Raw genomic sequence first — 14855 nt, 5'->3', positions numbered from 1 at the left:
TCGGAGTAGGTTCCCCCTCGTGATGCCCATCCGACTCAATCAGCGGTGCACCAGTTGCCCCGACGGCGAGTTGCTGGTGCTCGACCAGTTCGTGTACTGCTCCCGGTGCGACCCGGCGCCCGGTGACCGCGTTCCGGAGCCGGTCGAGCCGCTGTCATAGCCGGCGCTGGAAGAAGTCGGCGCTGAGCGGCCCGAATCCCGAGCTGGTCTCGTCGAGGCCGTTCCACGGCGTGTCGGCCCAGTCGTGCGCTCCGCCGTCGACGGCGTGCCACTGCACCTCGACCCCCGCCGAGCGGAGGGTGTCGCGCAACGCCTCCCCCTGGCTGAAGGGCACCACCTCGTCGCGGGTGCCGTGCACGATCATCGTGGGCGGTGCGGCCGAGGTCACGTGGCACACCGGGCTGATCTCCGCGAGCCGCTCGGGGGTGGGGAGCCCGCCCAGCAGCCGTCCTACCTCGTCGTCGGCGCGCACCGGCAGCGGCCGCAGGTCGGCGGGGCAGGCGGCCAGAGCCGCGGCCCGGATGCCCTGGGCCGGGTCGACCGCGATCAGCGCCGCGAGATGGGCGCCCGCCGAGAACCCCTGGATGCCGATGCGCTCGGGATCGCCGCCGAACCGGGTCACGTTCTTCCGCACCCAGGCGACGGCGTCCCGCACGTCGTCGAGCTGCGCCGGCCAGGTCGCGATGCCGCTCAGCCGGTAGGTGGGCGACACCGTCACGAACCCACGGGCGGCGAGCAACGGGTTCAGCCACGGGTGCAGCGCGGCACCCCGGTCGCCCTCGTGCCAACCGCCGCCGTGCAGGTAGATCACCACGGGCCGCAGAGTCGCCGCCGGTTCGGGGGCGAGCACGTCGAGCAGCAGCTGCCCCTCGGGCCGGGAGGCGTAGGGAAGGCCGCCGAAGAACGACAGCGGCGCGAAATCGGGGGTCATCGCATCTCCCTGAGGTCGAGGAGGATCTTGGGTCGGCTGCGGCGGCGTTCGGCGAGTGCCGCGAACGCCTCCTGGGCGTCGTGCCAGGGCAGCACGCGATCGATCAGCTGCCCGGCCGGGAAGCCGGGGGTGGCGATGAGCTCGGCCATCCGCCCGTAGTGGTCGAGGCCGTGGAAGATGCCGTGCAGGGTGATGCCCTTCATGGTGATCAGGGCCGGCAGGAACCCGGGTGCGGAGCCGTTCACCACGCCCACCAGGGCTGCCCGCCCGCCGGGGCGGAGCATCCGGCCCAGCAGCGCGACGGAGTCGGCCTGGCCGGAGGCCTCGATCACCACCGTGTAGTCGTTCTCGCCCACCTCCTCGGGCCGCAGGGTGCGGCGGGCACCGAGCTCGGCCGCGAGCGCCAGCCCGGTGGGGTTCACCCCGATCACGTCCACCGACGGACTCACCCGCAGCGCGACGGCGAGCGCGAGCAGGCCCAGGGCACCGGTTCCGATCACGGCCACGCGGTCGTCGAACCGGGTGCCGCAGGTGAGCACCGCGTTCATGGCCGTCACGCCGGGTTCGATCAGCGTCGCGTCGCGCAGTGAGGCTCCCTCCGGCAGCCGGGTGAGCGCGGTCGCGGGCATCGAGATGTACCGGGCGGCGGCCCCGTCATGGCCGAGCAGCCCCACCTCCTGGTGGTTCAGGCAGGCCGAGCGGTCGCCGGCCTGGCACGGCCCGCAGGCGCCGCAGGTGATGAGGGTCTGCCCCACCACGGCGTCACCCGGCCGCAGGGAGACCACTCCGGGTGCCACGGCGACGACGGTTCCGGTCCACTCGTGGCCGAACACCAGCGGGTACTCCGACAGCCCCTGCTCGATGAAGAAGCTGGTGCTCTGCAGCAGATCGACGTCGGTGCCGCAGATGCCGAGGTAGGCCACCTCGACGAGCACCTCGCCGGGCAGTTCCGGGGGAACGGGTGCCGTTCCGGCCATGACCTCACCGGGGGAGATTCTCAAGACGGGCATGTCGCCCACGGGCCAGTTCACCGGATCGGCATCCCTTCACTGCGACGGACGATGTCGCGAGGCTACCCCATCCTGTCGGGAGGAACCGACGCGCCGCTGCCCCGTCGGGCGGCACGGGTGCGCCGCCGCGGGCGCGCGAGGAGGTTCAGCAGCCGCAGCAGCCTCAGTGTGCCGCGCCGGCCGACGGCTCCGCCGCTGACCGTGGGGAACATGCGGAAGGTGAGCTGGGCCACCACCTCGCCCGCCACCGCGTCGACCGGCATCCCCTCGGGCGCACCGATCGCCTTCAGCCCCTGCGACTTCACGAGCCGGAACAGCATCCGCCCGGCCCGCGACCGCTGCATGTCGCGCACCGCCGTGTCGAGTCCGTACTGGCCGGGCCGGGGAGCGCGTCCGGGTGCGACCGGGTGCCCGAGCAGCTGTGCGAAGTCGGCCTCCGGGAAGCCGGCCGTGCGGGAGGGGTGCCGGTACACCTCCGGGTCGTCGCCCGCGCCCGCGACGGCTCCCTCGAGCTCCACCTCGCCCCGCCACCGGATGTCGCGCGAGGACCGCCCCACCCGCACCTCGAAGCGCCCCGCCTCGACCACCCAGCCGTGCGCCGCGGGGCTCCAGAAGCTGAACGCCCGCCGATCGAGACGCACGTGCACCTCACGGCTCTCCCCGGGTCGCAGCTGCACCTTGGCGAAGCCGCGCAGCTCCTGCTCGGGCCGGAACACCGAGGCCTCGGCGTCGTGCACGTACACCTGCACCACCTCCGATCCCTCCCGCTTTCCCGTGTTCGTCAGCACCACGCGCACGACCGCCCCCGCCGACTCGCCCGCACCCGTGGTCTCGACCCGCGCATCCGACCACTCGAACCGCGTGTACGACAACCCGTGCCCGAACGGGAACGCCACCCGCTCCCCGGCGCTGTCGAAGTACCGGTACCCCACGTACAGGCTCTCGCGGTAGCCACAGGTCTCGGGCCCGTTCGGCAGCGCGGCGACCGGATGCTCGTCCCAGCGCTCGGGGAAGGTCTCCGCCAGTCTCCCCCCGGGCTCCGCCGCCCCGAGCAGCACGTCGGCGAGGGCGCTGCCCCCGGCCTGGCCGCCGAGGTAACCCTCCAGCACGGCGCGCACCCGGTGCCGCCAGGGTAGCTCCACCGGCGACCCGTTCTGCAGCACCACCACCGTGTTCGGATTCGCCCGCACCACCTCGTCGATCACCCGCTCGTGCGACTCCGGCAGCCGCAGGTGGGTCCGGTCGACGCCCTCGGTCTCGAACGACTCGGGGAGCCCGACCACCACCACCGCGACATCCGCCCCGCCCGCCGCGGCCCTGGCTTCCGCCAGCTGGGCGTCCGACGACGAGTCGTGGTGCCGGTCGTACCCGGGCGCGTAGTCGACCGCCGCCACGCCCTGGGCCACGGCGAGAGCCTCGAGGAGGGTGTCGACCCGCGTGGGCACGACGTGAGAGCTGCCCGCACCCTGGAAGCGTGGGTCCTCGGCGAACGCGCCGATCACCGCCAGTCGCAGGCCGGCCGCCAGCGGCAGCACCCCGTCGTTCTGCAGCAGCACGGTTCCGGCCGCAGCCGCCCGCCGCGCCAGGTCGTGGTGCGCGTCGAGATCGGCTGCCGGGGCCGCCTCGGCCACCGCGACGTGCTGCGAGACGAGCCGCAGGATGCGCCCCACCGAGGCGTCGAGGTCGGCCGGCTGCAGCACCCCCGACCGCAGCGCCCCGAGCACGTACGCGTCGTCGCGCCGCCCGAGTCCCGGCATGCTGAGGTCGGTGCCCGCGGGGATCGAGAGAGTCCGGTCCCACGAGGCGCCCCAGTCGGAGACGACCGCGCCGGCGAAACCCCACTCCTCGCGCAGGATGCCGGTCACCAGCGGCCCGTTCTCGGTGCAGTGCGTGCCGTTCAGCCGGTTGTAGGCGGCCATCACCGTCGCCGGCTGCTCGTCGATCACGATGCGCTCGAAACAGGCGAGGTAGAGCTCCCGCAGGGCGCGCTCGTCGACCACGGCGTCGATGCCGTACCGGCGCTGCTCGGTGTTGTTGGCCGCGAAGTGCTTCAGCGAGGCTCCGACGCCCGTGCTCTGCACGCCGCGCACCCAGGCCGACCCGAGGCGGGAGGTGAGGCACGGGTCTTCGGAGAAGTACTCGAAGTCGCGGCCCCCCGTTGGCGTGCGCTTGAGGTTCACGCCGGGGCCGAGCAGCACCCCGATGCCGTGCGACGCCGCCTCCCGGCCGAGCGCCACCCCCACCTCCTCCACCAGCGTGGGGTCCCAACTGGCGCCGAGGCTCGCGGCGGTGGGAAAGCAGGTGGCGGGGTGCGAGTCGAACATCGACATGCCCGATCCCTCACGCGGTCGGCGCACTCCGTGCGGGCCGTCACCCAGGCGCAGCGCCGGGATGCCGAGCCGCTCGACGGCCGTGGTCGACCACGCGTCGGCCCCCGCGGTCAGAGCCACCTTCTCGGCGTCGGAGAGCTGCGCGATGAGCCGGGTCGTCGCATCCGTCATCTGCCTCATCGTAGAGCCCTGTCGCGCCGGCGCACCCCTCTGCCAGACTGAATCCGCCGGGTGCGCCGGGCGGGCCGGATGCCCGCCGGCCCCCGGGTCGCCCTGCCCACCCCTGAACGAAGGACGCCGTGCACTCCGAGACCCCGCCCCAGAGAACCGCCGCGCTGCCTACGGTGTCGATCGTCATCCCCGCCTACAACGAGGAGGCCGGCATCCGGCGCTGCCTGGTGGCCGCGATCGAGCAGACCGTGCCGGCGCTGGAGATCATCGTCGTCGACAACCGCTCCACCGACGGCACCCGTGCCGCGGTCGAGTCGATGCAGACGGCCTTCCCCGACGCGGGCATCCGACTCATCCAGCAGAACGAGGAGCAGGGCATCACCCCCACCCGCAACGCCGGCTTCGACGCCGCCACCGGCACCGTGATCGGCCGGATCGACGCCGACAGCGCCCTGTCGCCGAACTGGGTCGAGCAGGTGCAGCGTGCGTTCGCCACGGGTGAGTTCGTGGCGGCGAGCGGGCCGGTCGAGTACTACGACATGCCCATGCGCGCGTTCGGGCACCACGCCGACGACACGGTGCGGAAGCTCCAGGTGAAGCTCGCGGGCGACTACGTCTTCCTCTTCGGCACCAACATGGCCATCACGAAGGCGGCCTGGCTCGCCGTGCGCGGCGACGTGTGCGCCGACCGCGAAGACCTGATGCACGAAGACCTCGACCTCGCGGTGCATCTCGCCCTGAAGGGCCTGAAAGTGGGCTACGTCTCGGCCATGGTCGTGGGCATGTCGGCCCGCCGGCTCGACTCCTCGCCGCGCGACTACCTGTACTACGTGGAGCGCTTCAAACGCACCTACGACGCCCACGGCATCCGCGACATCCGGCTGCTGGCGCCGATGGCCGTCTTCCTTGGAATCTACCCGGCACTGCACGTCGAGCGCCGCCTGCGCGAGCGACGCACGGCGCAGACCTGGGGCGGCGTGCCGCGCGGCCCGGCCGTCGAGAAGGGCTGACACCCGTCCTCCGCCTCACCAGCGCTCGCGGAGGCGCTCTTGATCCACCACGGCGTCCCGGTCGGCGAGCCGGCGGAGCCCGGCCAGGGGCTGGGCCATGCGGTTGTTGTGACGGATGCGTGGCTCCACCCGGTCGAGGAACGCCCAGTACCCGGCGGTGAACGGGCACGCGTTCTCGCCGAGCCGCACCTTAGGGTCGAAGACGCATCCGGAGCAGTAGTCGGACATCTTCGCGATGTACGCCCCGCCCGACGCGTAGGGCTTGGTGGCCACGATGCCGCCGTCGGCGTGCTGCGACATGCCGATCACGTTCGCGGGCATCACCCAGGGGGTGCCGTCGACGAACATGTCGACGAACCAGTCGTTCAGGGCAACCGGGTCGTAGCCGTGCTGCAGCGCCCAGTTGCCGAGCACCATCAATCGCTGGATGTGGTGCGCCCAGCCGTGCCGGCGCATCCCGTCGATGGTCTCGCGCAGGCAATTGGACTCGATCGCGGCGGGGTCGAGCTCACGGAAGGCGGCCGGCAGCGGGGTGTGGGCGCCCAGGGCGTTGTTCCCCGTGCGGTAGCCCTCGCCGAGATGCCAGTACAGGTGCCACACGTAGTCGCGCCAGCCCATGATCTGCCGCACGAACCCCTCGACGCTCGCCAGCGGCGCCCGGCCCGCGTGGTACTCGGCCTCGACGGTCTCGATCGCGTGCAGCGGGTCGATCAGGCCCAGGTTCATCGGCGCGCTCAGCAGCGAGTGCGCCATGGTCCAGTCGCCGCCGAGCATGGCGTCCTCGAAGGGGCCGAAGTCGTTCAGGCGCGACTCCACGAAGTCGGCCAGCGCCGCCTCGGCTTCCGCGGCGGTCGCGGCGAAACGGCGCGGGCCGTCCTCGCCCACGAGCGTCACGGCGCCCTCACGCTGCCAGCGGTCGAGGTCGGCGCGCACCTCGTCGTCGATGGCGTCCTCCACCGGCCACCACGGGGCGGGCAGGCCCAGGCTCGCCGCGCCCTTGGGCGGCGGGTTGCGGTTGTCGTGATCGAGGTTCCACTGGCCGCCCTCGGGCTGGTCACCCCGCATCAGGATGCCGGTGCGCCGGCGCACCGAGCGGTAGAAGTCCTCCAGCAGCAGCCGCTTCCCCACCCGCGAACCGGCCCACTGCCCGAACTCCTCCTCCGAGGTGACGAATCCGCGGCTCGGCAGCACGGCGATGCCGTGGCGGCGCACGAACTTCCGGGCCGCCCACGAGGTGGGGTCGATCACCTCGAGATCGTCGCGACCCCCGACGACGTCGGAGTAGCTCTCCACCCGGTGGTACTCCACCCGGTCGCCGAGCTCGGCCGCCCGATGCCGCATCGCCGAGAGCAGGAGGTGCGCCTTGGCACGGTGCATCGGCCGGCGGCCGAACACCGACCGCGCCTCCACGATCATCATCGGCCCACCGTCGTCGAAGAGGGGGCCGAGCTGGCCGGCGAACACCCAGCGGGTGCGATCGTGCTGCGTCACCCTCTCAGCGTGCCACGGTGCGCGCCCGTCAGGTCGAACCCGGTCGAACCCGGCCGAGCCCGCCGGCTACGACGTCGGCGCCTCGTCGCGCGGGGCGAACAGGCGCGGGTAGAGCAGCGCGGGGACGGCACCGCCCACGAGCGGGAACACGATGAACACCCACAGCTGCCCGAGCCAGTCCCCGCCGCCGAACACGGCGGTGGCGAGCGAACGGGCGGGGTTGATCGAGGCGTTGTCGATCGGCAGCGCCACGAGCAGCATCGAGGTGAGCGTGAGCCCCACCACGAGCGGAGCCAGCGGTGTGCCCTTGGTGGGATGCGTGGTCGCGAGCACCACGAACACCAGCACGGCCGTGGCCACCAGTTCCACGACGGCCACCGGCAGCAGGCCGTACTGGCCGGGCGACAGCGTGTCGAAGCCGTTGGAGGCGAACCCCGCGGCCACGGCCTTCTGCTGCACGCCGCCCTGCGCACCGGCGGTCAGCCCGAACACGAGCGCCGCACCGGCCACCGCGCCCGCCACCTGGGCCAGGAGGTACACGGGCACCAAAGCCCACGGCAGGCGCCGGGCGATGGCGGTGCCCACCGTCACGGCCGGGTTGAAGTGACCGCCCGAGATGGGCCCGAACGCGAAGCCCCCCGCGGTCACCGCGAGCCCCAGGGCGAGCGCCACGCCGAGCAGCCCCGTGCCGGGTTGGTCGGCCGCGCCGTTCGAGTCGGGCGAGGTGAGCAGGGCGGCCCCCACGAGGCCGAACACGAGCAGGAAGGTGCCCGCGAACTCGGCGGCGAAGCGCGCGAACGGGCGCGATTGCGCCGGGAACGGCCGCTGCTGGGGATTCGTCATGCGGCCACGGTAGACAGCGGCCGCCCCGGCGCGCTCGCACCCGCGTCGCAAGACGATACGACGATGCGAGCACCTCTCGACGATCGTCGAAAAGGATCAGGACACCGGTCCGCACCGCCGCACCCTCGCAACCTCTAGCGTCGTGACGAACCGGGCCCACCCTCGAGAGGAGACCAATCGTGCCGCAGAACCTCGCGACGGGAGCCGCCGGCCGCCTCGACATCGCCGTGGTGGGCGGCTCGATCGGCGGGTTGTTCGCGGCCTCGCTGCTCACCAGGGCCGGACATCGGGTCACCGTGTTCGAACGATCGGTGCACGGTCTGGCGCGTCGTGGGGCCGGGCTGGTGGCGCAGCAGGAGCTCTTCGACCTGCTCGAGCTGGTGGGGCGGCGCGACGCCGGCCGAGTGGGCGTGGTGGCGCACGAGCGCATCACCCTCGACCGCTCGGGAGCCGTCGTCATCCGCGACCCGTCGCCGCAGACCCAGCTGTCGTGGGACCACCTCTACGAGGTGTTCCGCTCGCTCGTGCCGGCCGAGCGCTACCGCCTCGCGCATCCGGTGCTCTCGGTGCGGAGTTCGGAGCAGCACGCGGTCGTCGAGCTCGCCGACGGCACGCGGGAGGCGTTCGACCTGGTGATCGGCGCCGACGGCCTGAACTCCGTCACCCGCACCGCTGTGGTGCCCGAGCACACGGCGAACTCCTACGCGGGTTACGTCACGTGGCGCGGCCTCGTGCCCGAGGCCGACCTTCCCCGGGCCGCCGCCGCTCCCCTGCTCGAGCGCTTCGCCTTCTTCACCGGACCGCGCGCCCACATGCTCGGCTACCTGGTACCCGGCCCTGCCGGCGAGGTGACCCCGGGACTCCGCCGCTACAACTGGGTCTGGTACCGACCGGTGACCCTGGATGCCCTGGCCGCGCTGATGATCGACTCCGGCCGCCCGGCCACCGATGTGTCGCTCGCTCCTGGCCAGCTGCCCGCGGCACTCCGCGAGGGCCTGGTCGACGCGGCGGCGCTCGAACTGCCGCCCCCGTTCGCGCTGGCCGTGGCGGCGGAGCCGCGCCCGTTCCTCCAGGCCATCTTCGACTACGTGCCACCCCGGATGGCGAGCGGCCGCGTGGCGCTGCTGGGCGACGCCGCCGTGATGGTGCGCCCCCACACCGCGATGGGAGCCGCCAAGGCCGCCGCCGACGCCATGTCGCTGGCCGCCCTGATCGACGCCCTCCCCCTCGCCCAGGCTCTCGATCGCTACCAGCGCGAACGGCTCGCGGCCGGCCGGGCCATCTCCGAGTACGGCCGTCGGCTCGCGGCGTCGTTGCCGTTCGCCACCTGACCGGCCGATCTCGCCTCCCCCACCAGCCCCACCGAAAGGACCGATGTCATGCACGCCCCCGAGAATCTCTCCGCCGGAGCCCGGCGCACCCTCGACCAGATCGAGTACCACCCCGTCACCCACAACCTGGGCTGGCACGACCTGGTCGAGATGCTCACCGAGGTCGCCGAGGTCGAGCAGCACGCCGACGGCGCGAAGATCACCGTGCATCTCGGCAACCGCAAGCTCGAGCTCACGAGGCCCGAGGGTGTGCCGGTGTCGGAGGCCGCCCTGCTCGAGGTGCGCCGCCTGTTCAAAGACGCCGGCTTCATGTGATCGACGTGCCTGGTCGGCAACGACCAGCCTCACGGAACGAACCCGCAACCCGAATCGAAGGAGACCTGAGATGACCCTGCCCGACGACCCCGATCAGACCGGTATCGAGTTCGCGGGGGTGCCCGCCGAACCCGACCCCGACGGCGCGATCCTCGACGAGCCGATCCCCGAGACGTCCAGCGAAGCCGACGACGAGGGCGCGGTCGACGAGGAGTACACGGGCGTCGATGCCGACGACCGCTCGGCATCGCAGCCGAACTGGAAGGACTTCACCTCCGAGGTGCTGGAGCCCGACGAGGGCCAGCCGTTCGGCGACAAGACCCCCGACGACCTCCGCGACTGAACGGACTCCGCAGCGCGCGCCCGGCGGCTGGGGATCAGTCGTCGCGCACGACGTCGAGCGCGTGCTGCAGGTCTGCCGGGTAGTGGCTCTCGAACGACACGTACTCCCGGGTCTCCGGGTGCACGAAGCCGAGCCGCATGGCGTGCAGCCACTGCCGGGTGAGGCCGAGCCGCGCCGACAGCTGCGGGTCGGCGCCGTACATCGCATCGCCGACGCACGGATGCCGCTGCGCCGCCATGTGCACCCGGATCTGGTGCGTGCGGCCGGTCTCGAGGTGGATCTCCAGCAGCGTCGCCGCCCGGAACGCCTCGAGCGTGTCGTAGTGGGTCACCGAGTTCTTGCCGTCGGCCGTCACCGCGAACTTCCAGTCCGAGCGCGGATGACGGCCGATCGGCGCGTCGATGGTGCCGCGGAACGGGTCGGGGTGGCCCTGCACGAGGGCGTGGTAGATCTTGTCGACCTCGCGGTCGTGGAACAGGCGCTTCAGCCAGGTGTAGGCGGCCTCGGTCTTCGCCACCACCATCAGGCCGCTCGTGCCCGCATCCAGTCGGTGCACGATGCCGGCGCGTTCTGCCGCCCCGCTGGTGGCGATACGGTAGCCGGCTCCCGCGAGGGCGCCGAGCACCGTCGGGCCGTCCCAGCCCACGGAGGGATGCGCGGCGACGCCGACCGGCTTGTCGACCACGATGATGCTGTCGTCGTCGTAGACCACGTCGAGCTCGGGCACCAGCACCGGGATGATGCGGGGCTCCTCTTTCGGCGCCCACTCCACCGAGAGCCAGGTGTCCCGGCGCAACCGATCGCTCTTGCCCACGGTGCGACCGTCGACGCTCACGCCGCCGGCCTCCACCACCTCGGCGGCGAAGGTGCGCGAGAATCCGAGCAGCTTCGCGATCCCCGCATCCACCCGCGTGCCGTCGAGCCCGTCGGGCACGGGCAGGGTGCGTGACTCCACCGTCAGACCTGCTCGCGGTCGTCGCGCGGCGACACGGAGGTGTCGCCGACGGGCTCGGCCTTCGGCCCGCGGGTGCCGTCCAGGCCCACTCCGCGCAGGGTGAGGATGAGGAAGAGCACCATCGCCGAGGTGATGCACACGTCGGCCACGTTGAAGATGGCCGGTAGCAGCGGGATGGTGAGGAAGTCGATCACGTGCCCCACGCCGAAGCCGGGCTCACGGAACAACCGGTCGATCAGGTTGCCGATGGTGCCGCCGAGCAGCAGACCGAACACCCACGCCCAGCCGAGCGAGCGGATGCGCCGGGCGAACCAGATGATCACCACGGTCACAGCGGCCGCCAGGATCGAGAAGATCCAGGTGTATGCGTTGCCGATCGAGAAGGCGGCGCCGGAGTTCTTGACGAAATGGAACTGGATGAGGTCGCCCACGACGGGAACGACCTCACCCAGCCGGAGATTCGACACGACGAGGAACTTCGAGAACTGATCGATGGCGATCGCCGCTATCGCGACGACCGCCAGAACGACCAGAACCCCGGGGCGAGCCTTCTGGGGCTCGCTATCCGCCAAAGCCGCTGAAGCTCGAGGTCGGGCTCTTCTCGTTGTCGACGCCCGACGACGTCAGGTCTTTCAGCTGCTCTTCGATGTACGACTTCAGACCGGCGCGGTAGTCCTTCTCGAAGGTGCGCAGCTCGTCGATGCGGTGCTCGATGCCGGCCTTCTCCTGGTTGAGACGGGCCAGCTCGTTGCGCTGCTTGGTCTCGGCCTCGGCGACGATGCGCGCGGCGGTGGCGTGACCCTCGGCGATGAGCGCATCGCGCTTCTCGGCACCCTCCTTGACGTGCTCGTCGTGCAGACGACGAGCCAGCTGCAGCAGGTTGGTGGTGGAGACCGACTCGTCGTCGACCTCGGCTGCGGGAGCCGGGGCCGCGGGAGCAGCGGCGACCGGGGCCGGAACCTCGGCGACCGGGGCGGGAGCCTCCTCCACGACGGCCGGAGCCGGCGTGGCGGCAGCGGCGGGCGCGGAGCCGCCGGCCTCGAGCTGAGCCTTCAGCTCCTCGTTCTCCTGCGTCAGACGGCGGAGCTCGACCACGACCTCGTCGAGGAAGTCATCGACCTCGTCCTGGTCGTAGCCCTCGCGGAACTTGGTCTGAGAAAATCGCTTGTTAACAACATCTTCCGGAGTTAACGCCATGGTTTTCCACCTTTTATTGCTTTGACAGACAGTGATAACGCGTTGCTAACCGTAGCAACATTCCCGCCGAACGTCCCGTGAACGGGGTGAACGGGCGGGCCCGTTCGTTTCAGGATACATGCGCCCTCGATCGAGGGACATGCCGAGCCATCAGGCGGTGCGCAGGAACCCTGCCACCGAGAGCCCGATGATGACGATGAGCATCACGATGCTCCAGCCGAAGTCCAGTGCCACAGGGCCCACCCGAAGAGGCGGGATGATGCGGCGGAAGAACCGGATGGGCGGATCGGTGACCGTGTAGGCCGCCTCCGCCAGCACCAGCAGCGCACCGGCCGGCCGCCAGTCACGGCGGACGGTGCGCACGAGGTCGAGGACGAACCGCCCCCACATCAGGAAGAAATACAGCAGCAGCGCGAAATAGACGACGGTCGCGATGATGACGACGAGTGAACCCACTCAGTAATTATGACTGGACGAAGAAGGAGGACTCTGCACGAGCCTCTCCTCCGGCGTCACCGGAGACCGACACGTGCGACGGCGAGAGGAGGAAGACCTTGCTCGTCACGCGCTCGATCTTGCCGTAGAGGCCCTGCGAGAGGCCGCCGGCGAAGTCGATCAGACGGCGCGCATCGGCATCCGTCATCTGCGAGAGGTTCATGATGACCGGAATGCCCTCGCGGAAGTTCTCGGCGATGACCTGGGCATCCTTGTACTGCTTGGGGTGCACGGTGAGGATTTCGTTCATTTCAGCAGGAGCCACATTCTTCGTGTGAGAGGTGTGCGAGGTCTTGCGGAGCGGCGTCACGGGGGCGCGGTTGCCCGAGTGCGAGGCCGACGACGCCGGAGCCGACTGAGCGGCCTGCGGGGCGTGCGGGTGCGGAACCGGCGCCACCGGCGCCTGGCGCTGCGGCTGCTCGGTCGCGGGAGCGTCGTACTCGAGCTCTTCGTCGGCGAGCCCCAGGTAAACCATGGTCTTGCGGAGCGGGTTGGCCATCGGAACCTCCGGTTGTCAGTGCGTGTTCTTCCTACCCCTGAGATTAATCGCGGGGCGGCCGAATTCCGGTGATTGCGGTCCCGATCCGCAGGTGTGTCGCGCCCTCGGCGATCGCGTCGGCGAAGTCGTGCGACATGCCGGCCGACATCGAGGTGGCGGTCGGCACGACCGTGCGCACCTCGTCGCCGAGTGCCCGCAGCCGCGCGAACGCCGCCCGGGGTTCGCCCTCAAGCGGGGCCACTCCCATCACGCCGAGCAGCCGCAGCCCGTCGCGGGCGGCGACCTCCTCCGTCAGGGCGAGAAGCTCCTCGGGCCGCACTCCCCCGCGCTCCGGGTCGTCGGTGAGGTTCACCTGCAAGAACACGTCGAGCGGATGCTCGCCCTCCGCGAGCCGGTCCACCAGCGCCGAGCGGTCGACGGAGTGCACGACCGAGGCGTACTCGCGGGCCTGACGTGCCTTCTTCGACTGCAACTGCCCCACGAAGTGCCAGCGGGCGTCGAGGTCAGCCAGCTCCACGGCCTTCTCGCGGGCCTCCTGGTGGCGGTTCTCGCCAAAGTCTCCGAGGCCCAGTGCGGAGAGATCGCGGATGAGCTGGGCGGGGTGGAACTTGGTCACCACGATGAGCGTGAGCTCGTCGCGGGAACGGCCGGCGGAGCGGGCCGCATCCGTCATCTCGGATTCGACCCGCTCGACACGCTCGGCGAGGGAGGGTTCGCTCACTTCAGGAAGTCGGGCACATCCAGGTCGGCGTCGTCGTCTTCCGAGGCCGGGTCGAGCGCCACGGCGCCGGTGAGCCCGAGATCGGCGGACGAGTTCGACCACGACGGCTGAGGGGCGGCGGGCGCCTCTTCGGCCGGCTCGGCACGCTGGTCGCGACGGAGGGTCGCGGTGGCCACCGCCGGGCGGGCGAAGGTGTCGGCTTCCGGCGCCTCGGCCACGAACGATCCGCGGCGGCTCTCGGCCGGCGGGGTGTTCGCGTTGGGCTCCCCGCCGTCGAAGCCGGCGGCGATCACCGTCACGCGCACCTCGTCGCCGAGGGTGTCGTCGATCACGGCACCGAAGATGATGTTGGCCTCGGGGTGCACCGCATCCTGAACCAGCTTGGCGGCGTCGTTGATCTCGAAGATACCGAGGTTCGACCCGCCCTGGATCGACAGCAGCACGCCGTGCGCACCGTCGATGGAAGCTTCGAGCAGCGGGCTCGCGACCGCCAGCTCGGCGGCCTTGATGGCGCGGTCGGCCCCCCGCGAGGAGCCGATGCCCATGAGGGCCGAGCCCGCGCCCTGCATGACCGACTTGACGTCGGCGAAGTCGAGGTTGATGAGACCGGGGGTGGTGATGAGGTCGGTGATGCCCTGCACACCGGCGAGCAGCACCTGGTCGGCGGTGGAGAAGGCCTCGAGCATGCTGATGCCTCGGTCGCTGATCTCCAGCAGCCGGTCGTTCGGCACGACGATGAGGGTGTCGACCTCGTTCTTCAGCGTGGCGACGCCGTCTTCGGCCTGGGCGGCACGGCGCTTGCCCTCGAAGCCGAAGGGCTTCGTGACCACACCGATGGTGAGCGCGCCGATCGACTTGGCGATGCGAGCCACCACGGGGGCTCCACCGGTTCCGGTTCCGCCACCCTCACCGGCGGTGACGAACACCATGTCGGCGCCCGCCAGGGCCTCCTCGATCTCCTCCGCGTGGTCCTCGGCGGCGCGGCGGCCCACCTCGGGGTCGGCTCCGGCGCCGAGCCCGCGGGTGATCTCCCGGCCCACGTCGAGCTTCACGTCGGCGTCGCTCATCAGGAGCGCCTGCGCATCCGTGTTGATGGCGATGAACTCGACTCCTCGGAGCCCGAGCTCGATCATGCGGTTCACGGCGTTCACGCCGCCACCGCCGATGCCGACGACCTTGATCACGGCGAGGTAGTTCTGGTTTGAAGTCACGT

General features: G+C 71.2%; 16 protein-coding genes. 4 read left to right on the top strand and 12 right to left on the bottom strand.

What is annotated here, in order from left to right:
• Positions 1–154: 154 nt before the first annotated feature.
• The 3 genes from ACEXOR_RS11595 to ACEXOR_RS11585 form a co-directional block, all read right to left on the bottom strand.
• Positions 155–931, bottom strand: coding sequence for an alpha/beta hydrolase fold domain-containing protein (locus ACEXOR_RS11595; RefSeq protein WP_374849792.1), 777 nt, complete (start codon positions 929–931; stop codon positions 155–157).
• Positions 928–1932 (bottom strand): zinc-dependent alcohol dehydrogenase, encoded by a 1005-nt coding sequence (locus ACEXOR_RS11590; protein WP_374849790.1) that lies wholly within the window; start codon positions 1930–1932, stop codon positions 928–930. Before ACEXOR_RS11590 ends, ACEXOR_RS11595 begins: the two co-directional genes overlap by 4 nt.
• Positions 1933–2003: 71 nt before the next feature.
• Positions 2004–4442: a glycoside hydrolase family 3 C-terminal domain-containing protein gene (locus tag ACEXOR_RS11585; protein ID WP_374849789.1), complete on the bottom strand. Its 2439-nt coding sequence runs from the start codon at positions 4440–4442 to the stop codon at positions 2004–2006.
• A gap of 128 nt (positions 4443–4570) precedes the next feature.
• On the opposite strand from ACEXOR_RS11585, the gene ACEXOR_RS11580 reads away from it, so the two are divergent.
• Positions 4571–5452: a glycosyltransferase family 2 protein gene (locus ACEXOR_RS11580; protein WP_374849788.1), complete on the top strand. Its 882-nt coding sequence runs from the start codon at positions 4571–4573 to the stop codon at positions 5450–5452.
• A gap of 15 nt (positions 5453–5467) precedes the next feature.
• Here ACEXOR_RS11580 and ACEXOR_RS11575 read toward each other — a convergent pair whose 3' ends face one another.
• The gene (locus ACEXOR_RS11575) at positions 5468–6943 is read right to left on the bottom strand and encodes a cryptochrome/photolyase family protein (protein ID WP_374849787.1); all 1476 of its coding nucleotides are present in this window, start codon (positions 6941–6943) and stop codon (positions 5468–5470) included.
• Positions 6944–7009: 66 nt separating this feature from the next.
• Entirely contained in the window at positions 7010–7786 is a 777-nt protein-coding gene (locus tag ACEXOR_RS11570) for an aquaporin (RefSeq protein ID WP_374849786.1), read from the bottom strand.
• 179 nt (positions 7787–7965) lie between these two features.
• Between ACEXOR_RS11570 and ACEXOR_RS11565 the strand changes: the two genes are divergently transcribed.
• From ACEXOR_RS11565 to ACEXOR_RS11555, 3 genes are all read left to right on the top strand, one after another.
• Positions 7966–9117 carry an FAD binding domain-containing protein gene (locus tag ACEXOR_RS11565; protein ID WP_374849785.1) on the top strand — a complete coding sequence of 384 codons (1152 nt, stop codon included), beginning with the start codon at positions 7966–7968 and terminating at the stop codon, positions 9115–9117.
• Between the two features lie 48 nt (positions 9118–9165).
• Positions 9166–9432, top strand: a complete 267-nt coding sequence (locus ACEXOR_RS11560; protein ID WP_374849784.1) for a hypothetical protein — start codon at positions 9166–9168, stop codon at positions 9430–9432.
• Positions 9433–9502: 70 nt separating this feature from the next.
• Positions 9503–9775 carry a hypothetical protein gene (locus ACEXOR_RS11555; protein ID WP_374849783.1) on the top strand — a complete coding sequence of 91 codons (273 nt, stop codon included), beginning with the start codon at positions 9503–9505 and terminating at the stop codon, positions 9773–9775.
• Between the two features lie 34 nt (positions 9776–9809).
• Here ACEXOR_RS11555 and ACEXOR_RS11550 read toward each other — a convergent pair whose 3' ends face one another.
• The 7 genes from ACEXOR_RS11550 to ftsZ form a co-directional block, all read right to left on the bottom strand.
• On the bottom strand, positions 9810–10730 hold the full coding sequence (locus ACEXOR_RS11550) for an RluA family pseudouridine synthase (protein ID WP_374849782.1): 921 nt from the start codon (positions 10728–10730) through the stop codon (positions 9810–9812).
• Positions 10731–10732: 2 nt separating this feature from the next.
• Positions 10733–11302 carry a signal peptidase II gene (lspA, locus tag ACEXOR_RS11545; RefSeq protein ID WP_374849781.1) on the bottom strand — a complete coding sequence of 190 codons (570 nt, stop codon included), beginning with the start codon at positions 11300–11302 and terminating at the stop codon, positions 10733–10735.
• On the bottom strand, positions 11292–11927 hold the full coding sequence (locus tag ACEXOR_RS11540) for a DivIVA domain-containing protein (RefSeq protein ID WP_374849780.1): 636 nt from the start codon (positions 11925–11927) through the stop codon (positions 11292–11294). Before ACEXOR_RS11540 ends, lspA begins: the two co-directional genes overlap by 11 nt.
• A 150-nt stretch (positions 11928–12077) precedes the next feature.
• The gene (locus tag ACEXOR_RS11535; protein ID WP_374849779.1) at positions 12078–12383 is read right to left on the bottom strand and encodes a YggT family protein; all 306 of its coding nucleotides are present in this window, start codon (positions 12381–12383) and stop codon (positions 12078–12080) included.
• Between the two features lie 7 nt (positions 12384–12390).
• Positions 12391–12921 carry a cell division protein SepF gene (locus tag ACEXOR_RS11530; protein ID WP_374849778.1) on the bottom strand — a complete coding sequence of 177 codons (531 nt, stop codon included), beginning with the start codon at positions 12919–12921 and terminating at the stop codon, positions 12391–12393.
• A 43-nt stretch (positions 12922–12964) separates the two neighbouring features.
• Positions 12965–13642: a YggS family pyridoxal phosphate-dependent enzyme gene (locus ACEXOR_RS11525; RefSeq protein ID WP_374849777.1), complete on the bottom strand. Its 678-nt coding sequence runs from the start codon at positions 13640–13642 to the stop codon at positions 12965–12967.
• Positions 13639–14853 carry a cell division protein FtsZ gene (ftsZ, locus tag ACEXOR_RS11520; protein WP_374849776.1) on the bottom strand — a complete coding sequence of 405 codons (1215 nt, stop codon included), beginning with the start codon at positions 14851–14853 and terminating at the stop codon, positions 13639–13641. The genes ACEXOR_RS11525 and ftsZ overlap by 4 nt, the downstream gene beginning before the upstream one ends.
• Positions 14854–14855 lie beyond the last annotated feature (2 nt).

The sequence above is a fragment of the Herbiconiux liangxiaofengii genome, assembly GCF_041927335.1.
Classification (GTDB): domain Bacteria; phylum Actinomycetota; class Actinomycetes; order Actinomycetales; family Microbacteriaceae; genus Herbiconiux; species Herbiconiux liangxiaofengii.
This window is presented reverse-complemented; position numbering and strand designations above follow the sequence as displayed.